We start from the raw sequence: 25759 nt of genomic DNA, 5'->3' as shown, positions 1-25759 counted from the left end.
GGATTTTTTTGATCAGGAGATCAGGATAAACGGCTGAAAAGCTTAAAAGAAGCCTTTCTTCTGCCACCAGCCGGCACGCTTCGGCTTGTCCTCGGTCTTTGCCTCGTCGGCAACGGTCGAGGACACGATCGGCACAACCGGAGCCTCTACCGGTGCAGGCTTGCGTCGCGATGGGCGGGCCTTCGGTTTTTCGTCGACTGCGGCCACGGCTGTTTCCTCCGAAACAGGCGCGGGAGCCTCGGCGGAGGCTTCCGGCTCGGCAACCGGCGTCTCGGCGACGACGTCCGCCGGAGCCTTCTTCGGCTTGGCGGCGCGGCGCGGCTTCTTCGGCTTCTCGACGCTCGGCGTGTCGTCGTTGGCCGGAGCAAGGTCCGCAGGCTCTTCGACCGGCGTTGCTGCTACCGGCTCGCTGGAGACGCCCTCCAAGACGTCGCCTTCGGAGCTGTCAGCCGCCTCGGCAGTGGCTGCATCGACCTCGCCTTCGCCGTCTTCACGGCGATTGCGCTTGCCGCCGCGCTTGCCGCGTCGGCGCTTCTTGCCCTGACCGTCATCCGACCCTTGACCGTCATCCGACGCTTCCACCGCCTCAGTGACGCCGACCTGCTCCTCGTGAGCTGCTTCGGCGCCTTCATCGTTTGTGGCTTCGGAAACGCCATCGGCAGTGGCCGAGAGGGACGCGCCATCCACAGGGGCGCCGTGCTCACGATCGCGATCCTTGCCACCGCGCCGTCTGCGGCGCTTGCGGCGCTTGCGGTCGCGACCTTCGCCATCCTCGCTTGGCCTTGGCTGCTGCGGCTGCTGGGCCTGGCGCGGTTGCTCGGCCGGTGCAACAGCCTCGTCCTCCTCCTCCTCGATGACGATTTCGTCTGCGGGCTCTTCCGGCTCGACATAGGCGGGCAAGGTGCGCACCTCGACGAATCCTTCAGGCTTTTCCGCCAACGCGCCGCGGAAAATCGCATAATGCTGGGCGCCAACCGTGTCGTCGGCTTCGACGGTGATGGTCAGGCCGAAGCGGCTTTCGAGTTCCACCAGCGTGCCGCGCTTGTGGTTGAGCACATAGAGCGCGGTTGCGGCCGGCGTCCGCACCGTGATGTGGCTGCGCGAATCCTTGAGCAGGAATTCCTCGATCGCTCGCACCACCATCAGCGCGACAGACGAATCGGACCTGACATGGCCGGTGCCGCCGCAATGCGGGCAAGGCTTCATCGTCGATTCCAGCACGCTGGCACGGATGCGCTGGCGCGACATCTCCATCAGGCCGAAATGCGAGATGCGGCCGACCTGGATGCGGGCGCGATCGTTCTTGAGGTGATCCTTCAGCCGCTTCTCGACGGAGCGGTTGTTGCGGTTCTCCTCCATGTCGATGAAGTCGATGACGATCAGGCCGGCGAGATCGCGCAGCCTCAGCTGCCGCGCCACTTCCTCGGCCGCTTCCAGATTGGTGTGAAGCGCTGTGTCCTCGATCGAGTGCTCCTTGGTGGAGCGGCCCGAATTGACGTCGATGGCGACCAGCGCTTCGGTCTGGTTGATGATGATGTAGCCGCCGCTCTTCAGCGTCACCTGCGGCTGCAGCATGCGGTCGAGCTGCGCCTCGATGCCATTGCGCACGAAGATCGGCGTCGTGTCGCGGAACGGCTGCACGACCTTGGCGTGGCTCGGCATCAACATGCGCATGAAGTCCTTGGCCTCGCGATAGCCCTCTTCGCCGGAGACCTGAATCTCGTCGATGTCCTTGTTGTAGAGGTCGCGTACCGAGCGCTTGATCAGGCTGCCTTCCTCGTAGACCAGGGCAGGGGCCGTGGACTGCAGCGTCAGATTGCGGACGTTTTCCCAAAGCCGCATCAGATATTCGTAATCGCGCTTGATTTCGGCCTTGGTGCGGCTTTCGCCGGCCGTGCGCAGGATGACGCCCATGCCCTGCGGCACTTCGAGATCGGCGACGACTTCCTTCAGCCGCTTGCGGTCCTGTGCGTTGGTGATCTTGCGCGAAATGCCGCCGCCGCGCGCCGTGTTCGGCATCAGCACCGAATAGCGGCCGGCAAGCGACAGGTAGGTGGTGAGCGCCGCGCCCTTGTTGCCGCGCTCTTCCTTCACGACCTGCACCAGAAGGATCTGCCGGCGCTTGATCACTTCCTGGATCTTGTACTGCCGGCGTACCGGCTTGCGGCGATTGCGCGCTTCTTCCAGCGCATCCTCGGCGCCGACCGATTCGACCTCATGGTCGTCCGAATGCGAGGAATGCACCTCTTCCAGCATGCCGCGATCATTGTCGGTGGACGTGGCTTCTCCGGCCGACTCCGCCCGGGGCATGGCTTCGGAAATCACATCCGCTTCGATGCTGGCGGCAATGGAATTGGGTCCGCCTTCCGAAGGCCCAGTCTCATCATGACCCGTCTCATCACGACTCGCCTCATGACTGGCGACCTCGCGATACTCCGAAGTCTCGGGCGCCGTATCCACATTTTCGGAAACGGCATCGACGTTCTCCGCGCCCGCATCTTCGCCGCTCTCATTGGAGCCGTTCTCGTTGGAATCGACAGAAACGGGGGAATCGACAGAATCGTCGGAATCGGCCGCACCTGCATCACGCTTGTGTTCGCCTCGGTCGCGGCTCTTGCCACCGCGCCGGCGCCCGCGCCGGCCGCGATCGCGGCTCTGGCGGTCGTCGCCTTCGCCGTCCTCATCTTCCTCGTCTTCAGCCTCCTGCGCTTCCGCACGCAGCAGCGCCTGACGGTCGGCGACCGGAATCTGGTAGTAATCGGGATGAATTTCACTGAAGGCGAGGAAACCGTGACGGTTGCCGCCATATTCGACAAAGGCTGCCTGAAGCGAGGGTTCGACGCGGGTTACGCGGGCGAGGTAGATATTTCCTTTGAGCTGCTTCTTGTCCTGGGATTCAAAGTCGAATTCTTCAATACGGTTACCGCGAACGACGACAACGCGTGTTTCCTCCGGGTGGGAGGCGTCTATCAGCATCTTGTTGGGCATTATTTCGTTTCCCACCGGCAGCCGTCAGCCGCAGCTTGCGAGGCAAAGCCCGCCGCTGTGAGTGTGGATGAACATGGGTGCCGGGCAATTGAATGTCCGCCGGCCGCTGCCTTAGCGCCATGGCGGTGCCGCCCGCAGCCATAATGGCGCGGTTTGCTGCGGACCTTTCCATGATTGCGCTTGAAGCCATCGTAACCAGCAGAACCTTTTTGAACCAAAGCCCGGGAAAACCGGACCAGCTTGTTTGCTCGTACAGAGCCGGCGCGGGACAATCCCGGCCGTTTTCCTCACGCAGGCGTTTCCCCCGCCACGGGCTCACACCTGCGAAATTCGTCGCGATCACCTGATACCTTTTTCGCCTGAAGCGAAAGGAGCCGTCGTTCATCTGACCTGTAGCGGGAAGCTGCGGAGAAGGACGGTTCCAGGATTGCAGTGATCCACCATCGCTTTTATGATTTGGCGGGTTGGAAGGCAACCCCGATTTCGGATGCCGGCAAAAAGCGGTTCCGCAACGGAAGCACGGCTTTAAGCCTTTGGATGAAAAGGCTTGGTTAACCTTCTCTGGATACCAATCGTTAATCGAGTTCGCGGCCTAGCCGGCATTTCGACAAGACGCCGACACTCCGACAAATAAGATTGGGCGCCTGGCGCCAAACCGGAGCGACTGGAAAGAGATGGGACTGGCAGTCTTCACGTACAAGGGTGGTCGCGCCGGAGGCACTCTCTTCTACGCCACTTGTCTGCTGTTCCTGGTTGTCGCTTGCCTGGCTTCGCCGATTTCCTTTGCTGCCGACGCGCCGCTGGCCGCGACGAGCTACAAAATGGCGGGTGACGCCACCAAGATGCGCATCGTCATGAATTTCGACCGCGAGCCCGACGTCAAATGGTTCCTGCTGCGCGGCCCCCACCGTCTGGTCGTCGACCTGCCAACCACGAAATTTGCCATCAATGCCAAGGATGTGAAGGCGCGCGGCCTGGTCAGGAGTGTGCGCTACGGCGATCTCGGGGAGGGTGTATCGCGGCTGATCCTCACCAGCAAGGGCCCGTTCGCCATCGACAGGTTCGACGTGCTCAAGAATGAAGACGGCAACGGCTACCGCATCGCCGTCGACATGTCGGCGGCGTCCGTGCGAGAGTTCGACGCCGCCCTTGCCAATCAGGCGCTGACCACCGGCGCCACCGTCTCCCCGGATAAGGGCGGCAGGGTCGGCACCGGGCCGATCTCCAATCCAGGCCATCGCTTCACCGTCGTCATCGATCCAGGCCATGGCGGCATCGACGGCGGCGCCGAGGGCCTGAACGGCACGGTCGAGAAGAATGTCACGCTCGCTTTCGCCACCGAATTGCGGGCCAGACTTGCCGCAGTCGGCAAATACGACGTGTTCATGACGCGCGAGACGGACCAATTCCTGCGGCTGGACGACCGCGTGCGCATTGCTCGCCAGCACGAGGCCGATCTGCTCATTTCGATCCACGCCGACACGATCAGGGTCAAGGGCCTTCGCGGTGCAACCGTCTACACAGTCTCCGACAAGGCTTCCGATCCCGAAGCGCAGGCGCTCGCCGACCGTGAAAACCTTTCCGACCAATTCGCCGGCATGGAGATCAAGGACGATAACAAGGAAGTGACCGACATTCTGATCGACCTGATTCGCCGCGAGACGCATAGTTTCTCGATGAGTTTCGCCCAGACTTTGGTCGGCCAGCTTTCCACCAGCGTCGGCCTCATCAACAATCCGCAGCGTTCGGCCAGCTTCAAGGTGTTGAAGGCGCCGGATGTCCCCTCCGTGCTGGTCGAACTCGGCTATCTGTCGAACGCCAAGGATGAGGCGCAACTGCTCAGCGCCGATTGGCGCGGCAAGGCGGCCCAGAGCATAACCAATGCCATCGCCCTGTTCGCTTCAGCCAGGGTCGGAGCAGGAACCGGAGGCTGAGATGCCCGCCGTCGCCCACAACCAGAGGCAGCGTTGCACGACAACAACACCCTGTACTTATTTCCCCGATTCGAGGCCGAAATTCCGTGCTGCCGCATTTTGCCCACATGGTGGCGACATGGGTTTTCGATTACTGGTCGGGATCATCTCGAAAGCTTGCGCGAAAGGCGGCTTCGTTTAGGAGATTCCCGAACCAAGGACTGGAGCGGGCATGATTCGTCTCATTGGCTATTTCTTCGGCATCGGCACTGCGCTGGCCCTTTTGGTCGCGGCGGGCGTGGCGATCTATATCAGCCATTTGTCGAAGGATCTGCCCGACTACGAGGTCCTGGCCAAGTATGAACCGCCGGTGACGACCCGCATCCATGCGTCCGATGGTGCGCTGATGGCCGAATATGCGCGCGAACGGCGTTTGTATTTGCCGATCCAGGCGGTGCCGGATCGTGTCAAGGCGGCCTTCCTGTCTGCCGAGGACAAGAATTTCTACAATCATCCCGGCATCGATATGACCGGCCTTGGCCGCGCAATCATGGTCAATCTGCAGAATTTCGGCTCGGGCAAGCGCCAGGTCGGCGCCTCGACGATCACCCAGCAGGTGGCGAAAAATTTCCTGTTGTCCTCGGACCAGACCTACGAGCGCAAGATCAAGGAGATGATCCTCGCCTTCCGCATCGAGCAGGCCTATTCGAAGGATCGCATTCTCGAGCTCTACCTTAACGAGATTTTCTTCGGGCTTGGCGCCTATGGCGTTGCCGGCGCGGCACTTACCTATTTCGACAAGGCGGTGAATGAACTCACCGTGGCGGAAGCGGCCTATCTGGCGGCTTTGCCGAAGGGCCCCTCCAACTATCACCCGTTCAAATATGCCGACCGCGCCATCGAGCGCCGCAACTGGGTCATCGACCAGATGGTCGGCAACGGCTACGTCACGCCCGAGGAAGGCGCCAAGGCCAAGGCCGAGCCGCTCGGCGTCAAGCCACGCCGCTCCGGCACCTATCTGTTCGCCGGCGAATACTTCACCGAGGAAGTGCGTCGCCAGATCAGCGCGCGCTACGGCGAGAATGCGCTCTACGAGGGCGGCCTGTCCGTCCGTACGACGCTCGATCCCAAGATGCAGCTCATCGCCCGCAAAGCCATGCAGAACGGCCTGATGAAGTTCGATACGCTGCGCGGTTATCGCGGGCCGGTGAAGACCATCAGCGTATCCGGCGACTGGGGCGTGCCTTTGAGCGAAGTCAAGGGACTTGACGACGTGCCCGAATGGTCGCTCGCCGTCGTGCTCGACAGCTCGGAGAGCGGCCTGTCCATCGGCCTTCGGCCGACGCGGCAGATCTCGGGCGAACTCGTCAAGGATCGCATCGAAGGCACCGTCAGCCGCGAGGACATGAGCTTCGCCATGCGTCATGTAGTCGACGGCAAGACCGTCAAGGCCAAGTCGCCGGCGGATGTGCTGAAGCCGGGCGACGTCATCTTCGTGCAGAAGAAAGAGAGTACGGACGGAGCCTATATCCTGCGCCAGGCCCCCGAAGTTGAAGGCGGCTTGATCGCCATGGATCCGCATACCGGCCGCGTTCTGGCCATGGTCGGCGGGTTCTCCTACGCGCAATCCGAATTCAACCGTGCCACGCAGGCCATGCGGCAGCCGGGTTCGTCGTTCAAGCCGATCGTCTATTCGGCCGCCCTCGACAATGGCTATACGCCGGCTTCGGTGATCATGGACGGCCCGATCACCATCAAGAGCGGCAACACGACCTGGACGCCGAAGAACTACGACGGAAGGACAGCTGGCCCGGCGACCTTGCGGTCCGGCATCGAGAGGTCGCGCAATCTGATGACTGTGCGCCTGGCCAACGACATGGGCATGAAGCTGGTCGCGGAATATGCCGAGCGCTTCGGCGTCTATGACCGTCTGGCGCCGTACCTGCCGATGGCGCTGGGTTCGGGCGAGACCACCGTGATGCGCATGGTGTCGGCTTATTCGATCATGGCCAACGGCGGCAAGTCGATCAAGCCGACGCTGATCGACCGCATCCAGGATCGCTACGGCAAGACGGTGTACAGGCAGGACGAACGCGGCTGCGAAAATTGCAACGCCGCCGAATGGCAGAACCAGCCTGAGCCGGAACTTGTCGACAATGCCGAGCAGGTGCTCGATCCGATGACCGCCTATCAGATCACCTCGATGATGGAGGGCGTCGTCGAGCGCGGTACCGGCGCCACCGTCGCCGAACTCGGCCGCCACATCGCCGGCAAGACCGGAACGACAAACGACGAGAAGGATACCTGGTTCATCGGCTACACGCCCAATCTCGTTGTCGGGCTTTACATGGGCTACGATCAGCCGAAAGGTCTTGGCAAGGGCGCGACTGGCGGCGGCCTCGCCGCGCCGATCTTCAAGGACGTCATGCGCGTGGCGCTGGACGGCACGCCCAATGTCGATTTCAAGGTCCCCGAAGGCATGAAGCTGATCGCCATCAATCGCAAGACCGGCATGCGCGCCAACCCAGGCGACGCTGGCGCCTTTATCGAAGCCTTCAAGCCGGGCACCGGCCCCGCCGACAGCTACTGGGTAATCGGCATGGATGCGGACGGCTCCAACGCCTCCGGCGGTTCGCTGTCGCCACAGGCTAACCAGGCCATCCAGTCCGGCGGCGGCGGGCTCTATTGACATAGGATATGGCATTCTGGGCCGGCTTTCGAGCCGGCCCATTTCGCTTTACAGGCGGCGGTGCCGTCCCTATGTATCGCGCCAACGCAAGCTCTGTTTAAGCAACAGGGCGCCATTTCAGCACAGGACAGAACAGCCAGCCATGCGCGCGGAAACGCAGAACATTGTCGACGAAATCAGGCAGGCGATTACCCTGCTGAGGAGGCATCTTTGACTGGGATCAGGCCATAAAGCGGCTTGAATACCTGAACGTGCGTGCCGAGGATTCGAGCCTCTGGAACGAGCCGCTGGAGGCGCAGAAGCTGATGCGTGAGCGCCAGGGCCTCGAGGACGGCATCGCCGCGGTCAAAGGCCTCACCCAGGCGCTGGAAGACAATATCGGCCTGATCGAGCTTGGCGAGGAAGAGGGCGACGAGAGCGTCGTCGCCGAGGCGGAAGCGGCGATCCGCTCGATGCGCGGCGAGGCAAAGGCGCGCCAGATCGAGACGCTGCTTTCGGGCGAGGCGGACGCCAACGACAGCTATCTCGAGGTCCATGCCGGCGCCGGCGGCACCGAAAGCCAGGACTGGGCCTCGATGCTTCTGCGCATGTACACGCGTTGGGCCGAGCGGCGCCGCTTCAAGGTCGAGGTACTGGAAGTGCATGACGGCGAAGAGGCGGGCATCAAGTCCGCCACGCTGCTGATCAAGGGCCACAATGCCTATGGTTGGCTGAAGACGGAATCCGGTGTCCACCGTCTCGTGCGTATTTCGCCCTATGACAGCAATGCGCGCCGCCACACGTCGTTCGCCAGCGTCTGGGTCTATCCCGTGATCGACGATACGATCGAGATCGACGTTTCCGAATCGGATGTTCGCATCGACACCTATCGTTCGTCCGGATCGGGCGGCCAGCACGTCAACACCACCGATTCGGCGGTCCGCATCACCCATCTCGCCACCGGCATCGCGGTCGCCTGCCAGGCCGAGCGCTCCCAGCACAAGAACAAGGCGAAGGCCTGGGAGATGCTGCGCTCGCGGCTCTACGAGGAAGAGCTGAAGAAGCGCGAGGCGGTGGCGAACGCCACCGAAGCGTCGAAGAGCGATATCGGCTGGGGCCACCAGATCCGCTCCTACGTTCTGCAGCCCTATCAGCTGGTGAAGGATCTGCGCACCGGCGTCGAGAGCACAAGCCCGTCGAGCGTGCTGGACGGCGACCTCGACGATTTCATGGAGGCCTCGCTGTCGCAGCGCATCGAGGGCGGCGCCGGCGAAGTGGTGGCCGACATCGACTGAAGCTCCTACGCACCAAACCAGCAGCAACATCACGCTAGAGTAACAGGCTCTCACTCTAATTGAGCGGTCGCTTTATAGCGTTGTTTTTTCATCGAATTTTTCACAGCGACCTCTACCTCGGGGGTAGATGCTGCCGGCCTGCCGGCGTCTAGCTCGGAACCACTGCGAGCTGAATCTCGTTATCTGCGATCCCGTCTGCCGGGGTTGATGAAGTCACTTTCGTCAACCCCGGCAGTCTGGTTCCGGCTGCAGATGTCGGCGCTCGGCTTGCACAGCAATTTTCTTGCGCCAACAAAGGAATCAGCCCAGCATTCGAAGGCTGGGGGAAAAAAGCATTTATGGCCGGACGCGGCGTATCTGCGACCTGACGATCCGGCCACTGGGAAGACACGATCCGGGAACGGGCAAGCGAAACGCTTGAACTCGTTGATAGGAACTGCGCCCATGCCTGCTTTCACAACCCGACCGGCCTCAGCCGTCAACACGGCGCGCCGCCTCCTGAATTCAATCATCGCGGTGGTGGCTCTGACGGCCGCCACCATCACATTTGCAGCGGCCGCTTTGGCGCACGACGCCAAGCCGACCGCAGCGAAGCCGCAAGGCTGGAGTTACCCATTCTCCTGTTGCTCGGGTTATGATTGCCGCGCGGTCTCGCAGACCTCGATCAGCGAGCGTCCGGAGGGCTACGTCATCAAGGGGACAGGCGAGGTCGTGGCCTACAGCGACACACGGATCAAGAATTCGCCCGATGGCGAATATCACTGGTGCTCGGTCGCCGGCGCCAACGACGGAAAGACCATCTGCCTGTTCGTGCCGCCGTCGTCGTTTTAATGCATGTCGCCCAAAAGTGCGCAGCGGTTTTGGGACGACGACTTGCATCAAAAAAGATTGAAGCGCCACGCGTCTGACGCAGGCAAGCGAGTTTGCTGCAGACGGTTGTCAGAAGCGTCTCTTTATGTTGCCTTGCCGCGCGGGCGGCAGGCAATCGGGAGGAAGGCGTTCATGACCATAAAGGCAAGCTGCCACTGCAGGGCGACGACATTCGAGGTCTCGCAAGCGCCGCAGACCGTGACGCAATGCACCTGTTCCTTCTGCTCGAAGCGCGGCTCGTTATGGGCCTACTACACCCCGTCGCAATTCAAACTCACCAGCCCACTCAAGAATGTCTCATTCTACCAGTGGGGGTCGAAAACGATCAAACACGGTTTCTGCGCCACCTGCGGCTGCGGCACCTTCACCGAAACGCCGGACTGGTCGACCGGCAAGCCGGATTTCGACAATCCGAAGATCAGCGTGAACTCGCGCCTGTTCGACGATTTCGATCTCGATCAGGTCGAGGTCGTCGTCATCGACGGCAAGAATCTCTGGTAGCCGATAGTCTCTGGTAGCCGATCAAAATTGCGCAATATCGCGGCCGTGGAGTTTGACCGGGAAAAGCCATAGCCAGCCGCGTTCCCGTTCCATTTTTCGCCGCATTTCATGTTACAAGACATTAGAGCGACGTGCCTCCACTTTGACGCACGTCGCTCTAAGACTTTGAATCTATGCATCGTGCCTTCCGAAATCGATGATTTTCGGGTCGATGCGACGGAAGGGCTGATGCGGCGCGCCGTCGGTGGGACCGCGGACTGGAGAGGGACTACCCAATGAAAAAGACTGTGCTCGTCGCCGTGGCGACGGCTGTACTCGTGAGCGCCTGCACCACCACCGATCCGTATACCGGAGAGCAGAAGGTTTCCAACACTGCGGCAGGCGCCGGCATCGGCGCGCTGGCGGGTGCGGGGCTCGGCCTGCTTGCCGGCGGCAACGACCGCCGCAATGCGCTGATCGGCGCTGGCGTCGGGGCGCTCGCCGGCGGCGCGATCGGCGCCACCATGGACCAGAACGAGGCCGAACTGCGCCGGCAGCTTCAGGGCTCCGGCGTCAGCGTCACCCGCACCGGCGACCAGATCATCCTCAACATGCCGTCCGACATCACCTTCAACGTCGACCAGGACGCGGTGAAGCCCGGCTTCTATCAAGTGTTGAATTCGGTCGCACTTGTGCTGAACAAGTTCCGGCAGACCACGGTCGACGTGTTCGGCCACACCGACTCGACCGGTGGCGACCAACACAATTTCGACCTGTCGCAGCGCCGCGCGCTGGCAGTCGCCAACTATCTGTCCGGGCAGGGCGTCGATTCCCGCCGCTTCGCCGTCACCGGCTTCGGCAAGACGCGTCCAATCGCTTCCAATGCGACGGCCGACGGCCGTGCCCAGAACCGCCGTGTCGAGATCCAGCTTTCACCGCTCACCTGAGCAAGACAAACAAGAAGACGGCATTGGACATGAGAACGGCCCCGCAAGGGGCCGTTCTTGTTTGCTTTTGCTGGACCGACGAGCATCGGCGCCCGTCGCTTCGTTTTCATAGTGTTAGGGTCGGACCGGCTGGTCGACAATTGCCGCAACGATCCGGCGCACGATCGGAAGGACAATCAGCAGGCTCGGAAACGCAACAAGCCATGACACGCCCCATGCGTATGACCAGGTCGCCACGAAACCGTTCGTCCAGCCCGTGCCGATCGCCGTCGAAACCGCCGAGATAATGCAGGTCATGAGGATTGAAAGAACGAACGGCATTACCACTGCACTGTAGGAAGGCGGCAGTTTTCTCAGCTTCAACGTCTTGTGCGGTGATGCTTGCATGGAAATCTCCTAGTCAGAAAATGTTTGTGGGCGCGATCAGGCGACCTGTGCCGTTTGCAAGGCTAGTTCTCGGATAAAGCTTCGTAGCGAACGCGGCTCGCGGCCCAAGGCGCAGCGCAACGTCAGGCTGTTTCCGCCGAGACCATATTTGGCGTAGTGTTCATGGACTTTAGCCAGCAGCTGCAATTGGCGGTCATCGTAGGGAAGACGGGTATTCGCCGCCCACTCACCAAAGGTCGGCTCGCCAGCAGAAATGGACCGGCCAAGTTCCTCACTCATCATTGAAACGATCTCTTCCCGGCAATGCATACCGTCCGCGCACAGTTCAAGCGTCGCATAAGACAACCGCGCTTCGGTCAATGCGATCGCTGCCACTTCGGCGACATCGCGGTAATCGACACGCGCCAGCTTTGCTGTCTTTGGAAACGGTTCCGAGAAAACGCCGTCCCTAACGATGGACGGCCAGGCTGCTGCGATGTTCTGCATGAAATTGGCAGGATGCAAAATGGTGTATTCCATGTTCGTCGAGTAGAGAGCATCTTCGACCGGCACCTTGCTCGCATGGTTTTTTAGCCTCGTATTGGTCGGCTGGATCACCGACGAGAAGACGAATTTTCGAACGCCCGCTCGTCCAGCGGCCTCGACCATGGCAACACCCATGGCTGTTTCGTCGGGGGCAAAGGCCGGTCCGATGTGGAAGACGCCGTCGACGCCCTCGACGGCATTTCCGAGGCTCTGAGGGTTGCGCAAATTGCCGGTCACGACCTCGGATGCCCCGAGCCTCCGGGCCTTTTCGGCGTTCGCAGGGTCGCGAATGAGTGCTCGAACAGTGGCATTGCGGCGGACAAGTTGAGGTACGATCAAGCCGGCAAATCGGCCTGTTGCGCCAACGACCAGAACGGTTGGATTGAGTGCTCGCATGACAATTCCCTTCCACCGAACCTTGCCCTTTTCGGGATTTCTTCCAGGGAAATAAAACGTCGCGAACAGCGTTACAATTATTTGGATTTGCGATAGTTTCTCTCGATTTTCGTGAGAAACGGAGACGTCATGAGCCGGATAGATGATTTTGAAGCTTTCATGGCAGTCGTCGAGAACGGAAGTTTGACGGCCGCCGCACGCCGGCTGAACCGCTCGCTGCAATCGATCAGCCGGTCTTTGGCGATGCTGGAGGAATCCGTCGGGGTCGAGCTTGTACAGCGGACGACGCGCCGTTCGACACCAAGCGAAGCCGGAGTGGCGTTTTTCCACCGCATCAAACCCGCCATCGATCAAATAAACGACGCAAGACTTCAAGCCGCCAACCAACGATCGGAACCATCGGGTATCCTGCGCGTGAGCGCGCCAGTTCTGTTCGGCCCGGATTTCGTTGTACCTGTCATCGCCGACTACATGCAGATGTATCCGCGGGTCGAGGTTGACCTGCAGCTCGCCGATGGGTTTGTCGACCTTGGTGCCGAGGGCCTCGATCTCGCGATACGGATCGGCAATTTGCCGGATTCCAGCTTGCGAGCCAGACGCCTGGGCGCGTTGCGGCGCGTCGTGTTCGGCTCGCCTTCCTACTTTGAACGCCGTGGCCGACCAGCGCATCCCTTCGAACTGAGCAAGCACAGTTGCATTGTTCGAACCTCCGACCAGCGTCCAGGTGAATGGATGTTTCAGATCGAGGGGAAACCTCGGGCGGTGAAAGTGACCGGCAGTTTTCGATCCAATTTGATGGCACCGATCTATGCGGCCGCAGTTCACGGATTGGGTTTGGGCTACTCGCCCCTTTGGCAGATAAGGCATTTGGTGGATGATGGCCGCCTAGAGGTGGTTTTAAGCGACTTCGAGCCGGTGCCGGTACCGATGCACGCCGTGTGGCCGGAAGGCAGATCATATTCAGCCAAAGTTCGTGCGTTTCTGGATATGTTGCCGTCCCGCCTGGAATTCAAAAACCTGTAGCCACCCGGATCAGACGAGGCGACTGAGAGCGCGGTCGACCACCTCGTGGTCATCGGCCTTCGGCGAGACGCCTCCGATTGCTTCTAACGGCCGACCGCGCCTGGAACCGGGACGTCGAGACCAGCTTTCGGCCCACACCTGAGCAAAGCAAATATCAGACATGAAAACGGCCCCGCAAGGTGCCGTTTCATTGGCATTTGAGAATTTCTGCTGTGATCAGACCTTGGCCACGATGCGCATGAAGGCGGGCATGTCGTCGCCGAAGCCGACGGTCGCGTCATTGTCTTCCTGGCGATTGCGGGCAGGGCGGTTGCCGTCGCGCTGCGGCCTGGTGTCGCCACGTTCCGGCGCACGCTGTTCGTTGCGATTGCGATCGGGCGAAGCCTTACGTTCGGGCGAAGCCTGGCGTTCGGGGGAGGCTTGGCGCTCGGTATTTTCCGAGCGGATCGCTTCCTTGCGCGCGCGCCGTTCACCGGCATCGGCGACCGCGACCTCGGCCACCACTGGCTCGCCCGCCGTATCCGGTGCTGCATCTTCGCTTTGCCTGGCGTGGCGTTCGCGCGGTTTGCGTTCGCCCCTGTCCTTGCGGTCGTCGTCCTTGCGACCGGCGCGGCGCGGCGCGCCGCGGCCACGGCGGGGAGCATCGTCCTCTCCGCCCTCGCTGGCGACGACCGTCGACAGATCGCCGTCATGCCACTCGATCTTGTTGCCGATCAGCCGTTCGATCGCGTCGATGTATTTCGTGTCGGACTTGGTGGCGATGGTGAAGGATTTGCCCGAGCGGCCGGCGCGGCCGGTGCGGCCGATGCGGTGGACATAGTCCTCGGCATGGATCGGCACGTCGTAATTGAAGACGTGGCTGACATCGGGGATGTCGAGGCCGCGCGCGGCAACGTCCGACGCAACGAGGTAGCGCAGTTTACCGTCACGGAAATTGGCCAGCATCTGCATGCGCGCGCGCTGGTCCATGTCGCCATGCAGCGCGCCGGCGTCGAAATCATATTTCAGCAGCGACCGGAAAAGCTCCGAAACCTCGACCTTGCGGTTGCAGAAGATGATGGCGTTCTTCAGCTCGGCGTCCTCGGCCTTTATCAGATTGCGCAGCGTCTCGCGCTTATCCCAGGGTTTTGAGCCGGATTTCACCAGTCGCTGGATGATGTTGGTCGCGGCCGACGCGGCCTTCGAAACCTCGACGCGCACCGGGGCGTGCAGGAATTTCTCGGTGAGCTTGGTGATCTCAGGCGGCATCGTCGCCGAGAAGAACAGCGTCTGCCTCGTGAACGGGATCATTTCGCAGATGCGCTCGATGTCGGGAATGAAGCCCATGTCGAGCATGCGGTCGGCCTCGTCGATGACGAGGATCTCGACGCCGTTGAGCAGAAGCTTTCCGCGCTCGCGATGGTCGAGCAGGCGGCCGGGCGTCGCGATCAGCACGTCGGCGCCGCGCTCCAGCTTCTTGTCCTGCTCGTCGAAGGACACGCCGCCGATCAACAGCGCGATATTGAGCTTGTGGTTCTTGCCGTATCTGATGAAATTTTCTTCGACCTGCGCGGCAAGCTCGCGCGTCGGCTCGAGGATCAGTGTGCGCGGCATGCGGGCGCGTGCCCGGCCTTTTTCGAGGCGGGTCAGCATCGGCAGCACGAACGAAGCCGTCTTGCCGGTGCCGGTCTGGGCGATGCCCAAAATATCCTTGCCGAGCAAGGCATGCGGGATGGCGCCCGCCTGGATCGGCGTCGGCTCGGTGTAGCCGGCATCGGTGACTGCGGAAAGGACCTTCGGCGACAGGCCGAGGTCTGCGAAGGTCAACGCTTCTTGAGCGATCTGGGCGTCTGAGGACAAGTTTGGCTGTCTTTGGCTGGTTCGGGGGCGCAACATAAGCAGTCGCGGCAAGCGCCGCGCGCCTGCAAGATTGGTATTGCAGGTAGGCGCAAGCCCACGATTTGTCAACAGAAACGGGCGGGGAACGGCATGATTGTGAAGTCGTAACCTTAATCGCGATGCTTAATCGAGCTGTCGGTCGCTGTACCGGCTCAGTAACGGAACTGTTCGGCGAGAATGCGCTCATTCCACGAATGGTTGGGATCGAACAGCAGCGTCGCGGTCGCCGTCGGTGATTCCCTGACCGTGACCGTGGTCACCGCCTTGACCTCGGTGTGGTCGGCGGCGGCATTCACCGGCCGTTTTTCCGGCTCCAGAATTTCAAAGCGCACGATCGCCTTGTTGGAGAGCAGCGCGCCGCGCCAGCGGCGCGGGCGGAACGGACTGACCGGGGTCAGCGCCAGCAGCGGTGCGTCGAGCGGCAGGATCGGCCCGTGCGCGGACAGATTGTAGGCGGTCGAACCGGCCGGCGTCGCGATCATCACACCATCACAGTTCAATTCCTCCAGCCGCACTTGCTCGTCCACGGTGATACGGATCTTGGCCGTCTGGTAGGATTGGCGCCACAGCGCAACCTCATTGATCGCCAAGGCCGAAATCGTTTCGCCCTCTGCCGTCACCGCCTGCATCTCCAGCGGACGGATCGTTTCGGCAACGGCCGCCGCGATGCGCCCCGTCAAACCGCTGGCGCGGTATTCGTTCATCAGGAAGCCGATGGTGCCACGGTTCATGCCGTAGACCTTTTTTCCCGTGCTCATCGTGTCGCGCAAGGTCTGCAACAGGAAGCCGTCGCCACCGAGGGCGACGACAATCTCTGCATCCTCGATGGATGCCTGGCCATAGCGCGCCGACAGGCTTTCCAGCGCCGCATTGGCGTCGGCGGCGCCGGACGAGACGAAGGCGAAACGGTTGGCGGCTTTGCTCATGGCTCCCCAATGGCGACCGGTTGCTGGGGCCGCGCCAGCGCCGGGTTAGCATGGGCGGGCAAATCTGCAAAGGCAGGCATGTGCTGCCCTCGACACAGTGCGGGGGAAGCGCGCCGGCCAGGCGCTCGCGCATCGTGTCGAGTGACAAGCGAATGTGATGGTTAAGACGGGGATTAAACTCTCGTAAAGCCGGATCGATCATGTTAGCCGGCAGTGAATGGGCGGCGTGGGGGCCAGCCAGTCGGACCAATCTATTGCCGGTAACACGCCTGATCATCATCGTCCTGATGCTGGGAAGTTTTGCTCTTGCCTTTGCCCAACTGGTGCGCCAGTCCGAAGAGACGAGTTTGAGACCCCAACCCACGGCTTCACGCTGCGGCGATGCCGCCGGCACGCCGTGCCCGCAAAGGGCGCTGTGAATTCGCCATGCACCTCCCGCGATACGTGAGGCCGGTGCCTATCGCGCCTGCAGCAGATGGCAGCCGGCCTGCCGCTTTTGTGCGAGATACTCCTCGATAAGCTGGCGATAGCGCACCTTGCCGAAGCTCGGGAAATGGCCGCCATGCACGACCGCGATCTCGAGCTCGCGCATCCGTAACAGCGTCTCGACATAGTCGTCGACGGCTGAATGATAGACATCGTCGATCAGCGGGCCGTCATAGATGATGTCGCCGGAAAGCAGGATGCCAGTCTTCTTCTCGTAGAGCGCGATGCCGCCGGGCGAATGGCCCGGCGTGTGGATCACCTCGAAGGCACGGTCGCCGAGATCGATGATGTCGCCTTGCCCGAGCAAGCGATCGGCCGGCGCCGGCAGGATCCGGTAGCGCGCCGTATCCCAGCCCTGCGGCAGGCCGTCGAACATTGCGTCGGTCGCGTAGCGGTCGGCGACCGTCCATTCATTGCGAGGATCGGCGAGGATTTCTGCCTCGGCGCGATGCACGCAGCGGTCCGGAAATTCGTGATGGCAGCCGATATGGTCGAAATGCGTGTGGCTGGCCACGCAGGTGAGTTTTCGTTCCGTCACCAGCGGCACATGGCGCCGCAGGCTGAAATGGCCGAGGCCGGTGTCGAACAGCAGGTCGCGGTCGCGACCGCGCACATGCCAGATGTTGCAGCGGAAGAACGGCTTGATCCACGGCTCGTGGATCAGCGTCACGCCTTCGCCCATGCGGATGGTTTCATACCAATTCGGAGCGTCGATGACCGGAAGCGTGCCCATGGCTCAACCCGCCAGAGGGATGATGTCGCCAGCGTCGCACGAAACCGCAACGATGTCGCCGGGCCGGACGGCCGCAGCGGCGGGAACCCTGGCGATGAAGTGCAGCGCCGGGTCTTTCTCGGAGACGGCAAGCACGCGCTTGAAGCTGCCTTGAAACACAACGTCGCTCACCTTGGCTGTGCCGAGCCTTATAGCGCCGCTGGCCGCGCCGAGAACGAGATGCTCCGGACGGATGGCAAGGGCGACGGCCGTCCCGGCTAACGCTGTGCCGGGCAGCGAGAACGATCCAGTCTGCGTCGCGACAGTGGTTGTTCCGTCCTTCGCCTTCGTCACCGTTCCCGATATCAGCGTGCTTTCGCCCATGAAGGTCGCGGAAAACCGCGTCGCCGGCCGCGCATAGACGCGCTCGGGCGGCCCTTCGTCCTCGATGCGCCCGTCATTCATCACCACGCAGTGGTCGGCCAGCGCCATCGCTTCTTCCTGGTCATGGGTGACATGGATGAAGGCGGTGCCGACGCGTTTCTGGATCGCTTTCAGCTCGTCCTGCATCTGCCGGCGCAACTGGAGATCGAGCGCGCCGAGCGGCTCATCGAGCAGCAGAACCGCCGGCTCGATCACCAGCGCTCGCGCCAATGCGACGCGCTGCCGCTGGCCGCCCGACAATTGGTGCGGCTTCTTGTCGAAGGCGGCGGCCAGCCCGACCAGCGCCAACGCCTCGCGCGCCCGCGCGGCACGTGTCGCGGCATCGACGCCTTGCATGCGCAGGCCGAAGCCGACATTGCCGCCGACGCTCATATGCGGAAACAGCGCATAGTCCTGAAACACCGTGGTCGTCGGACGCTTCGCCGGCGGCACGGTGGTGCAGTCCTCGCCGCGGATCAGCACCTTGCCTTCGCTCGGCGTGACGAAACCGCCGAGAATGGAGAGCAGCGTCGTCTTGCCCGAGCCCGACGGCCCGAGCAGGATGGTGTAGCTGCCCGGCTCGATTTGCAGCGACACGTTCTTCAGCACGGTGTGCTGGCCGAAGCGATGCGAAACAGAGCTTATATCGACCAATGGCGCGGTCATGCCGGCTTCCTCCGCAACAGCATCAGTTCGAACAATACCACCAGCACGATTGAGACGGCGAAGACCAGCGAGCCGACGGCGTTGGTCTTGGGATTGAGGCCTGAGCGGAGGAGGTTCCAGATCTCGACGGGCAGCGTGGTGTCGAAGCGCGTCAGCAGGAAGGAGATCACGAACTCATCCCAGGAGAAGGTCATCGACAGGAAAAACCCGGCGAAGATCGCCGGCGCCATCACCGGCACGGTGATCAGCAGCAGCACCTTCCATTCGGGCGCGCCGAGGTCACGCGCGGCGCGCTCGATGTTGATCTGGTGGTCGCCCATCTGGCTGTAGATGATGGCAAAGCAGAGCGGCAGGTTGATCACGACATGGCCGATGCCGGCGGCAAGCAGCGATTTTGGCACGCCGGCCCAGTTGAACAGCACCAGCAGCCCCATGCCGATGATGAGATAGCTCACTGTCAGCGGCAGCGTGATCAGCCCGCGCAGCAGGGCTGAGCCCGGCAGGACGAAGCGCGCGAAACCCCAGGCGGAGAGGAAGCCCAGCGTAACGGCGATAGCTGAAGAGAGGGCGGCCACTAGAAGCGAATTGACCAGCGCAGAGGTCAGCCGCGTGTCGGCGAGCACGGCGTCGTACCAGCGCAGCGACGGCCCGGTGAAGGGTGGGATCGGAAACGACGTCGCCTGCAGCGAAAACAGCACCAGCACGACTACCGGCAGGAAGATGAAGCCATAGACGGCGGCGGCGTAGAGCCATGAGGCGATACGGACAAGCGCGCGCATCTCAGGCGCGCTCGATCTTCAGCCAGCGGGCGCAGGCGAGGTAAGCGACAGTGACGACCGCCATCAGGATGATCGACAGCGCCGAGGCGAGCGGAAAGTCGCCGCGCCGGCCGATCTGCATCATGACGAGTTGCGGCATCAAAAGCTCGTTGTTGCCGCCGAGGATCTGCGGCGTGATGTAGTCGCCGATGCACAGCACGAAGGTGAGGAAGGCGCCGACCATGATGCCGGGGAGCGTCAGCGGCAGGATAACGTGCAGGAACGTGCGCACCGGTCCGGCGCCGAGATCGGCGGCGGCCTTGCGGTAGCTTGGGCTGAGCTGCTTCAGATTGGCGAAGATCGTCAATGTCAAAAGCATGACGAAGAAATGCACGAAGCCGATGACCGTGGCCAGCCGTGTGTTGGCCAGCTGCACCGGCTCGCTGAACAGGCCGGAGCCGGTCAACGCGCGGTTGATCACGCCGTTCTGCGCCAGCACCAGAAGCCAGGAGTAGGAGCGCACGACATAGGAGGTCCAGAACGGCAGCACAGCCAGCATCAGCGCCAACCGCTGCCAGCGCTCCGGCACCTGTTCGGCCAGGATCCAGGCGAAGGGGTAGGCGAGCAGTACCGAGATCAGGGTGACGATGGCGGTGACCTGCAGCGAGTTCACCATCGCCTGCCAATAGGCCGGATTGGCAAAGAACTGGCTGTAGTTGGCGAGCGTAAAGCCGCCGCCGTCATGCGCCGTCAGGCTGGAAAACCCCATGGCCAGGAAAGGCAGGACGAAGAACAGCAGCGTCCAGCCGAGCGCCGGCGTGACCAGCGCCCAGGGCAGGGCACAGCCCGCCCGGGGCAGGGCACGCCCGCTGTTTGTGGCAGAGTTCACGACCGGCGACCGGTCACTGCGCCTGCAGCATTTCGGTCCAGACGTCCTGCATCTTCTTGTCGAGATCGGCGTTCGGCGCCGGGTAGGGCTGGGCGCGGGCGAGGAAATCCGGCTGTTCGTCGAAGCGCAGGATCTGCTTCTGCTCGTCGCTCAGCGCCGCCTTGGTATTCGCCGGCATGCCCCAATAGCAGGCGGATGTGGCAAGCCGCGCCTGGCCTTCAGGGCTCATAATGTACTGGATGAATTTCAGCGCCATGTCCTTGTTTTTGGAATCCTTGAACATCGCCAGCGACTGCGACCACAGCACAGCACCTTCTTTCGGAATAGAGAAGTCGAGGGCAGGGTTCTCCTTGGCCAGTCCGGCCGTCACCCACTCGCCACCGCCGACCAGTATGTCGACCTCGCCGGTCGCCAGCGCCGTCTGGCTGGCGGTCACCTCGCCGACCAGCTTGGCATTGGCTTTCATCTTGAGCAGCTCTTCCTTGATGGCGGGAAGGTCGGCTTCGGTCAGCTCGGCGGTCTTCTTGCCGATCGCGAGTGCGGCCATGCCGATGACCGGCAGGTAATAGTCATAGATGGCGATCTTGCCCTTATACTTGTCGCCGGTCAGCGCAGCCATCGACTGCATGTCCGCCGGATCGACCTTGGTCTTGTTGTAGCCGATCGTGTTGTAGCCGAATTTTTCGGTGATGCCGTAGCGCTTGCCGTCGACGACGGTGGAACTATCCATCTTCACCTGGGGAAAGAGGTCGGCCAGCGGCAGCTTGTCTTCCGGCAGCGGCTCGAACAGGCCCTTTTCGACACCTCGCGGTATGTCGATGCTGTCGATCACCATCACATCCCAGTCGCCGGGCTGCGACTGTTCGACAATTGCCATGCCGGCCCCGGTGCCCTCGAATTCCTTGACGTTGACCTTGACGCCATTGGCCTCCTCGAAGGGCTGCAGCAGCGCAGGGTCGGCGTGATCGCACCAGATCAAGGCGTTGAGATCCGCAGCCTGACCGAGGTCACCCGTCGCCAGCAGCAGCGCCGTCGCAGCACACGCGGCGTGAAGACGGCTCTTCAGAACGGAACGCGGATTCCTAGTAGTCGGATTCGGGGTCTTTGGATTGATGGACATCGAGTGTTCTCCCTTGCCTTTTTGGCTTCTGGCAAAAAATTGAACCAATTCTAAAATTGAGTCAATTCTGTTTTTATGGCAAATAGCGATATGAGCGGATTGCGGGCAAGGCAAAAGGCGGATCGGCACCGCCGTATCATCGAGGCGGCGGCGGCGCTTTTCCGCGACGCCGGCTATGAGGGCGCCAAGATCGAGACGATCGCGGCGCAGGCCGAGGTGTCGGTCGGCACGATCTACAATTACTACCAGAACAAGGGCGATATCCTCGGCGCCATCGTTTCGATGGAGGTCAACGAGGTGCTCAATGCCGGGCAGGGCGTCGTCGCCAATCCACCGGCCAATGTCGGCGACGCGCTCGACACGCTGCTCGGCATCTATATCGAGCATTCGCTGCACTACCTCAGCAAGGAGATGTGGCGGCAGGCGATGGCGATCTCGACGCAGCTGCCCGACAGCCCGTTCGGCCAAGCCTACACCGCGCTCGACCGAGCACTGACCGAACAGATCCGCGCGCTGATCGCGAGACTGCAGGCGATCGACCTGGTGCGCCGCGATATCGACGGGCAGGCCCTGGGCGAGCTGGTGTTCAACAACATGAACATGATGTTCATCGAGTTCGTGAAGCGCGACAAGGCCAGGATTGCGGAACTGCGCGCGGCGATACGAAGGCAGAACCGCATTCTGGTGGCGGCGATTGCGGTGTGAGAGTCAACAATTAACTTCTACAGGTATGGCCTGCTCGATAGAGGTTTCCGCAGACCTCCGCCCTGGCGCAAGCCTCTTTCAGTGGCGATCGTTGTCGCTTGGCTCGTCGTCAGCCCCGTTTTCCACGGGCTCCTCAATGACAACCCCCTCAAGAAGTTGACGGTGTTTCTCCTGCAGGTGCTTCAGGGCCCCACTCTGATCCATTCGATACTCCAGCCTCTCCTGGAAAAACTGCAACCTTGCGCGGTTCTCCTCTATAATCTGCGCCCAGGTCCTCACGCCGACCATAATGTTGTCTGCCCGCAAGACAATTCCAGAACGACCCTCCGGATGACCTTTTAAACGCAACGCCACATCTCGATTATAGCTGTCTGAGACAAGCCAAAAATGCCACCTTAGATTTTGCACAGTGGCAAACCGGCGATCCTCCGCTACTGATGCCGCATAGCCTTCCAGCTGGGTCAAATCTGCAGCAGACAATACGACCTTTGGCGCTTTTAACTCGATTACCAAATGTTCGAAGTCGTCGGCTCGATGACGTCTTTGGGCTCGGGACAGCATCAGGTCAACGATGCCTCTTTGTTGGCTGACATGCCGCACGGGTTCGTCGATTACGATCGATGGATCCAAGCGCTTCTTGTGCTGGCGCAAAACCTCAGTCAGTGACCGGTCGCTAACCCAGAGATTGTATTCTTCGCCGAACACCCATGTGTTCGATTCCAGGATTTGTGCAGTTGCGTGCGCTCTCGGAGGCGTTGGCTCATCTCGGGATCAAAAAGGACGGCCTCGAGCGCTGTAAGAAATTTTAGGCGATCCGTGACGACGCCGACGGCGCTGATTATGCCAGCGAGTGAAGTTTCCTCGAGCAGGTTCGCCAGCTTCGCGTGTGTTCGCGGCGGAAGCTTCAAAACTTCCTGCAAAATCTTCTGTAGCTCGGTCGGGCTCCGCTCGATAGCGTGTTTAAGGAGGCGCAGATGCAGCGCAAGTTCAGGAGTGGAAGCCTCCCGAAGGCTCGGAGTTGCATCCTGTACGGTTACCGCGACGATATCAAAAATCTGCCGCTCCGCTTTGGAGACGGCGGTTTCAGCTTCGTCGCCATCAAAGGGGTATACCTCGCGTTGCTTCCATTCTTCTACAACAGTCCTGGCACGCTCGGCTGCGCGCTCACGGTACAGCAGTTTGATTTGATCTCGTGCCAGGTCGATAGAGGTCTGTAGAGCGGGCACCATCTCGGCAAGATCGAGTCGGTTTTCCTGCTGAAGGCGCGACACCAGACTCGATTTTAGATAGGCAGAGAATTGAAAGTCACCGACGTGGAAACGAGCTTCCACCTGGGACAGCGGAAATCCCTGCTGATTACAGAGATATAGAGCCCGCTTGGTTTGCCGCCGCCAGCCTATGATCTCCAGTGACGCTTCATGAGAGATTCCGGACTCATCGATTATGTCAGGAAGTGCCTTCTCCCAGACTTCATCAATCGCATAAGCAGGATCAATTCTGTTTCCGGCGACCTCGATCATCACGTCGCGGTAATGCTTTAGGTAGATCGCGAATATCTCAGCCAAGTCCTGCAGCCCGCCATCCGACGCAAGCGTAGCGAACTGTCGCTTAGGGCCCCCAATAATTACCGTCACGCCCGTTTCAGCAGGACCGGAGACGGGCGCCTCATCTGAGATGCGAACCTGTTTAATGTCGCTCTCTAGGATCGAAACTTCATAGCGCATCAGGCGACCATCGCTATCTTTGTAGGTCACCTTCCAGTCTACAACTGTACCAAGTGCAAAGGCCTTGAAACGACCGCGACCCTCTTGACCGTGGAGCATTCTGCCGCGCTTGGTTGCTCGTGCACCGTGTATCTTCCACGAGCCGCCAAGATTGCGAAAAAGCTCTGGAGCGTCCGAATAAGGAATCCCGTCACCGTTATCACTGATCACGATTGCGGACATTCCGCCTAGACCATCCTCATCAAACTCGACACTCACTCGCGATGCGTCCGCGTCCAGGGCATTCCAAATCAACTCGGCAAGCGCTTGTGTTGGCTGTGCTTTCGTTTGCCGTTCAATGAAATCCGATTGGACCTCGACCGGTATTATCTGCATCTTAGCTTTCTCCCCCGACACCCCACCATTGCGCCGCAGTGGAGGCGAACTCAAGGGGCGCCTGGTGGCGCCTGCCTTGGTAGCCATTTACTGGCACCTTGTGCAGTCGACGAACCTGCCGTTGACTGAAACTTACCGATTCATTGGATATCCGTCTCGCAAATTCAAGTCATGGAAGGCCAGCATGTAGTTTGTCTTCGTCTCGAAAAAATAAAACTGTTCCCTTAGCTTCATAGCTATTGCGGAATAAGTAAGAGAAAACAACGATCCAACTACTGAGCTTTTGATTCGCTGGGCGGACGCCGAACATCGGTAGTGACCGCAAGGGGGAGCTATGCCGGTAGCACTAAGCAAAAGGCAAACTGAAGCTTTGATGGATAAGATCATCAAAGAACGGGACGAGAAACGTGCGAAAGCGGGAGTAAAATACAAAGGCGACGAGATCGTCGTACTTGAAAGTCTAAAGGCGGTTCTGAACGGATGCATGTCTTATCGGGGGCCGCGTACTAAGCCGGTCTGCAAGAATATGACGCCGAAAGAATGCCACACTGTCGACCTGAAGCTGAAAGAGAAAGATATAAATTTTTTCGCTAAAATGCTCGACAGTCCCTGTGAAAAGTAGGAGGGCAGCGATGCTTGGTCGTTCTTGGCCTGCTACTGCACTGATTGGCTGCGCTACGCTTGGACTTTCTGGTTGTGGTGTTCCCAGATTTGATATTCCCAATTACCAGGGCGCTCCAACGGTTGCTGTGATTGTCAGCCGCGTGCGGTGCGAGCTGACGGAGCTTGTTAAACCTGAAGCATATACCCGCGAAGAACTGCTCGGAAACAACTATGAAGTGGGCGTACAGCTCTATCTTGATGTCACAAACTCAGGCGAGTTGGCTCCATCCTTCAATTTCCCTCAAACTCCCACCTATGCCTTCAACTTAGGTGCAAAGCTCGCTAGGTCACGCGAGCAGAATTTTACGCTCAACCTGTACTACTCTATGAACCAACTTGCGGCAGATTGGGATCAAGCGGTGAAGGATGCAAAGGCGGAGGGGAAGAATGAACCACCCGTTTATGGAAAGTGCCCGTCTCCGCTGGTGACAAACTTGGCCGGGGAATTGGGCATAAAGGAGTCGGCCGAGCTTGCGTTCACATCTCCTGATCGGAATTCAACGCAAGGCTTATCAGGCACCTCGGGCCAATTCGGCGGATTCGTGTCCTTTGTTGTCACAAAGAACCTCAATGCCGTCGGCCCAACTTGGACGCTTCAGCACTTCAAGGGGCCTGGCAACCTGGGAACGTTGTCCTCGATAAATACAGATAAGATTACCTTTGGTTTTGCCCCAGGCAAAGTGAAGGAGGTGTTCAAAGGAGAGGTCACGAGCGATCGTGTCAAGGCTCTGCTCCTGCAACTGAACCTCAATCAGATTCAGGCCCGGCAATAGACGAATGGGAGCCTTGCTGGTTACCTAATGGTGCGCCCGGACGGGATCGAACCGGCCGACCTTCGGTTTACAAAACCGCCGCCTACCAACTGAGCGACAAAGGCAAGGCGCTCCGGTTAGCATATTTGTTGCGCCATATCCTCGGCGCTATTGGCTCGATGAGGTCAAC

23 protein-coding genes are annotated in these 25759 nt (G+C 60.7%); 11 read left to right on the top strand and 12 right to left on the bottom strand.

Features of this window, described 5'->3' with window-relative positions; genetic code table 11:
* Nucleotides 1–42 precede the first annotated feature (42 nt).
* The gene (locus CIT25_RS34195) at nt 43–2988 is read right to left on the bottom strand and encodes an Rne/Rng family ribonuclease (protein WP_095489484.1); all 2946 of its coding nucleotides are present in this window, start codon (nt 2986–2988) and stop codon (nt 43–45) included.
* A gap of 674 nt (nt 2989–3662) precedes the next feature.
* Here CIT25_RS34195 and CIT25_RS34190 point away from each other — a divergent pair.
* From CIT25_RS34190 to CIT25_RS34165, 6 genes are all read left to right on the top strand, one after another.
* On the top strand, nt 3663–4922 hold the full coding sequence (locus CIT25_RS34190; RefSeq protein ID WP_095489483.1) for an N-acetylmuramoyl-L-alanine amidase: 1260 nt from the start codon (nt 3663–3665) through the stop codon (nt 4920–4922).
* Nucleotides 4923–5133: 211 nt separating this feature from the next.
* Nucleotides 5134–7590 carry a penicillin-binding protein 1A gene (locus tag CIT25_RS34185; protein ID WP_095489482.1) on the top strand — a complete coding sequence of 819 codons (2457 nt, stop codon included), beginning with the start codon at nt 5134–5136 and terminating at the stop codon, nt 7588–7590.
* Between the two features lie 142 nt (nt 7591–7732).
* A protein-coding gene (prfB, locus tag CIT25_RS34180; protein WP_101954579.1) for a peptide chain release factor 2 occupies nt 7733–8864 on the top strand; the annotation gives its coding sequence in 2 pieces (ribosomal slippage) (nt 7733–7798 and nt 7800–8864; 1131 coding nt in all).
* Nucleotides 8865–9308: 444 nt separating this feature from the next.
* Nucleotides 9309–9695: a hypothetical protein gene (locus CIT25_RS34175; RefSeq protein ID WP_095489480.1), complete on the top strand. Its 387-nt coding sequence runs from the start codon at nt 9309–9311 to the stop codon at nt 9693–9695.
* A gap of 171 nt (nt 9696–9866) precedes the next feature.
* Complete coding sequence (locus CIT25_RS34170; RefSeq protein WP_095489479.1) at nt 9867–10235, top strand: GFA family protein; 369 nt, start codon at nt 9867–9869, stop codon at nt 10233–10235.
* Nucleotides 10236–10510: 275 nt separating this feature from the next.
* On the top strand, nt 10511–11161 hold the full coding sequence (locus CIT25_RS34165) for a YiaD family glycine zipper/OmpA-like lipoprotein (protein WP_095489478.1): 651 nt from the start codon (nt 10511–10513) through the stop codon (nt 11159–11161).
* A gap of 114 nt (nt 11162–11275) precedes the next feature.
* Here CIT25_RS34165 and CIT25_RS34160 read toward each other — a convergent pair whose 3' ends face one another.
* On the bottom strand, nt 11276–11548 hold the full coding sequence (locus tag CIT25_RS34160; RefSeq protein WP_095489477.1) for a DUF2798 domain-containing protein: 273 nt from the start codon (nt 11546–11548) through the stop codon (nt 11276–11278).
* A 36-nt stretch (nt 11549–11584) separates the two neighbouring features.
* Nucleotides 11585–12469, bottom strand: coding sequence for an NmrA/HSCARG family protein (locus CIT25_RS34155; protein WP_095489476.1), 885 nt, complete (start codon nt 12467–12469; stop codon nt 11585–11587).
* 129 nt (nt 12470–12598) lie between these two features.
* On the opposite strand from CIT25_RS34155, the gene CIT25_RS34150 reads away from it, so the two are divergent.
* A complete protein-coding gene (locus CIT25_RS34150; RefSeq protein WP_095489475.1) occupies nt 12599–13492 on the top strand; it encodes a LysR family transcriptional regulator in 894 nt (297 codons plus the stop codon).
* A gap of 216 nt (nt 13493–13708) precedes the next feature.
* Here the strand turns inward: CIT25_RS34150 and CIT25_RS34145 are convergent, their stop codons facing one another.
* Entirely contained in the window at nt 13709–15331 is a 1623-nt protein-coding gene (locus tag CIT25_RS34145; RefSeq protein WP_206073046.1) for a DEAD/DEAH box helicase, read from the bottom strand.
* A gap of 191 nt (nt 15332–15522) precedes the next feature.
* Nucleotides 15523–16296 carry an NAD kinase gene (locus tag CIT25_RS34140; RefSeq protein ID WP_095489473.1) on the bottom strand — a complete coding sequence of 258 codons (774 nt, stop codon included), beginning with the start codon at nt 16294–16296 and terminating at the stop codon, nt 15523–15525.
* A 200-nt stretch (nt 16297–16496) separates the two neighbouring features.
* Between CIT25_RS34140 and CIT25_RS34135 the strand changes: the two genes are divergently transcribed.
* Entirely contained in the window at nt 16497–16715 is a 219-nt protein-coding gene (locus tag CIT25_RS34135; RefSeq protein ID WP_095489472.1) for a hypothetical protein, read from the top strand.
* A 38-nt stretch (nt 16716–16753) separates the two neighbouring features.
* Here the strand turns inward: CIT25_RS34135 and CIT25_RS34130 are convergent, their stop codons facing one another.
* From CIT25_RS34130 to CIT25_RS34110, 5 genes are read right to left on the bottom strand one after another with little or no spacing between them, the layout of a single operon-like run.
* Nucleotides 16754–17515, bottom strand: a complete 762-nt coding sequence (locus CIT25_RS34130; RefSeq protein WP_095489471.1) for an MBL fold metallo-hydrolase — start codon at nt 17513–17515, stop codon at nt 16754–16756.
* A gap of 3 nt (nt 17516–17518) precedes the next feature.
* A complete protein-coding gene (locus CIT25_RS34125; protein WP_095489470.1) occupies nt 17519–18583 on the bottom strand; it encodes an ABC transporter ATP-binding protein in 1065 nt (354 codons plus the stop codon).
* On the bottom strand, nt 18580–19362 hold the full coding sequence (locus CIT25_RS34120) for an ABC transporter permease (protein ID WP_095489469.1): 783 nt from the start codon (nt 19360–19362) through the stop codon (nt 18580–18582). The genes CIT25_RS34125 and CIT25_RS34120 overlap by 4 nt, the downstream gene beginning before the upstream one ends.
* A 1-nt stretch (nt 19363) precedes the next feature.
* Nucleotides 19364–20230 (bottom strand): ABC transporter permease, encoded by an 867-nt coding sequence (locus CIT25_RS34115; RefSeq protein ID WP_095489468.1) that lies wholly within the window; start codon nt 20228–20230, stop codon nt 19364–19366.
* Between the two features lie 13 nt (nt 20231–20243).
* A complete protein-coding gene (locus tag CIT25_RS34110; protein WP_095489467.1) occupies nt 20244–21350 on the bottom strand; it encodes a polyamine ABC transporter substrate-binding protein in 1107 nt (368 codons plus the stop codon).
* Between the two features lie 90 nt (nt 21351–21440).
* Here CIT25_RS34110 and CIT25_RS34105 point away from each other — a divergent pair, with 90 nt between their 5' ends.
* A complete protein-coding gene (locus tag CIT25_RS34105) occupies nt 21441–22055 on the top strand; it encodes a TetR/AcrR family transcriptional regulator (RefSeq protein WP_095489466.1) in 615 nt (204 codons plus the stop codon).
* Nucleotides 22056–22133: 78 nt separating this feature from the next.
* Here CIT25_RS34105 and CIT25_RS36700 read toward each other — a convergent pair whose 3' ends face one another.
* Nucleotides 22134–22685, bottom strand: coding sequence for a hypothetical protein (locus tag CIT25_RS36700; RefSeq protein WP_158302729.1), 552 nt, complete (start codon nt 22683–22685; stop codon nt 22134–22136).
* Between the two features lie 29 nt (nt 22686–22714).
* Entirely contained in the window at nt 22715–24154 is a 1440-nt protein-coding gene (locus tag CIT25_RS34095) for an ATP-binding protein (RefSeq protein WP_158302728.1), read from the bottom strand.
* Nucleotides 24155–24527: 373 nt separating this feature from the next.
* Between CIT25_RS34095 and CIT25_RS34090 the strand changes: the two genes are divergently transcribed.
* Both CIT25_RS34090 and CIT25_RS34085 read left to right on the top strand, forming a co-directional pair.
* Nucleotides 24528–24776 carry a hypothetical protein gene (locus CIT25_RS34090; protein ID WP_158302727.1) on the top strand — a complete coding sequence of 83 codons (249 nt, stop codon included), beginning with the start codon at nt 24528–24530 and terminating at the stop codon, nt 24774–24776.
* A 10-nt stretch (nt 24777–24786) separates the two neighbouring features.
* Nucleotides 24787–25590, top strand: a complete 804-nt coding sequence (locus tag CIT25_RS34085) for a hypothetical protein (RefSeq protein WP_158302726.1) — start codon at nt 24787–24789, stop codon at nt 25588–25590.
* Nucleotides 25591–25759 lie beyond the last annotated feature (169 nt).

It is taken from the genome of Mesorhizobium mediterraneum (genome assembly GCF_002284565.1).
Taxonomy (GTDB): Bacteria; Pseudomonadota; Alphaproteobacteria; order Rhizobiales; family Rhizobiaceae; genus Mesorhizobium; species Mesorhizobium mediterraneum.
The sequence above is the reverse complement of the archived record's forward strand: the minus strand, read 5'-3'. Positions and strand labels throughout refer to the sequence as shown.

What these genes read in the sequence shown, in the direction of transcription:
- CIT25_RS34195 (WP_095489484.1), bottom strand. Translation starts at nt 2,988, where the DNA reads ATGCCCAACAAGATGCTGATAGACGCCTCCCACCCGGAGGAAACACGC.
- CIT25_RS34190 (WP_095489483.1), top strand. Translation starts at nt 3,663, where the DNA reads ATGGGACTGGCAGTCTTCACGTACAAGGGTGGTCGCGCCGGAGGCACT.
- CIT25_RS34185 (WP_095489482.1), top strand. Translation starts at nt 5,134, where the DNA reads ATGATTCGTCTCATTGGCTATTTCTTCGGCATCGGCACTGCGCTGGCC.
- CIT25_RS34175 (WP_095489480.1), top strand. Translation starts at nt 9,309, where the DNA reads ATGCCTGCTTTCACAACCCGACCGGCCTCAGCCGTCAACACGGCGCGC.
- CIT25_RS34170 (WP_095489479.1), top strand. Translation starts at nt 9,867, where the DNA reads ATGACCATAAAGGCAAGCTGCCACTGCAGGGCGACGACATTCGAGGTC.
- CIT25_RS34165 (WP_095489478.1), top strand. Translation starts at nt 10,511, where the DNA reads ATGAAAAAGACTGTGCTCGTCGCCGTGGCGACGGCTGTACTCGTGAGC.
- CIT25_RS34160 (WP_095489477.1), bottom strand. Translation starts at nt 11,548, where the DNA reads ATGCAAGCATCACCGCACAAGACGTTGAAGCTGAGAAAACTGCCGCCT.
- CIT25_RS34155 (WP_095489476.1), bottom strand. Translation starts at nt 12,469, where the DNA reads ATGCGAGCACTCAATCCAACCGTTCTGGTCGTTGGCGCAACAGGCCGA.
- CIT25_RS34150 (WP_095489475.1), top strand. Translation starts at nt 12,599, where the DNA reads ATGAGCCGGATAGATGATTTTGAAGCTTTCATGGCAGTCGTCGAGAAC.
- CIT25_RS34140 (WP_095489473.1), bottom strand. Translation starts at nt 16,296, where the DNA reads ATGAGCAAAGCCGCCAACCGTTTCGCCTTCGTCTCGTCCGGCGCCGCC.
- CIT25_RS34135 (WP_095489472.1), top strand. Translation starts at nt 16,497, where the DNA reads ATGTTAGCCGGCAGTGAATGGGCGGCGTGGGGGCCAGCCAGTCGGACC.
- CIT25_RS34130 (WP_095489471.1), bottom strand. Translation starts at nt 17,515, where the DNA reads ATGGGCACGCTTCCGGTCATCGACGCTCCGAATTGGTATGAAACCATC.
- CIT25_RS34125 (WP_095489470.1), bottom strand. Translation starts at nt 18,583, where the DNA reads ATGACCGCGCCATTGGTCGATATAAGCTCTGTTTCGCATCGCTTCGGC.
- CIT25_RS34120 (WP_095489469.1), bottom strand. Translation starts at nt 19,362, where the DNA reads ATGCGCGCGCTTGTCCGTATCGCCTCATGGCTCTACGCCGCCGCCGTC.
- CIT25_RS34110 (WP_095489467.1), bottom strand. Translation starts at nt 21,350, where the DNA reads ATGTCCATCAATCCAAAGACCCCGAATCCGACTACTAGGAATCCGCGT.
- CIT25_RS34105 (WP_095489466.1), top strand. Translation starts at nt 21,441, where the DNA reads ATGAGCGGATTGCGGGCAAGGCAAAAGGCGGATCGGCACCGCCGTATC.
- CIT25_RS34095 (WP_158302728.1), bottom strand. Translation starts at nt 24,154, where the DNA reads ATGCAGATAATACCGGTCGAGGTCCAATCGGATTTCATTGAACGGCAA.
- CIT25_RS34090 (WP_158302727.1), top strand. Translation starts at nt 24,528, where the DNA reads ATGGATAAGATCATCAAAGAACGGGACGAGAAACGTGCGAAAGCGGGA.
- CIT25_RS34085 (WP_158302726.1), top strand. Translation starts at nt 24,787, where the DNA reads ATGCTTGGTCGTTCTTGGCCTGCTACTGCACTGATTGGCTGCGCTACG.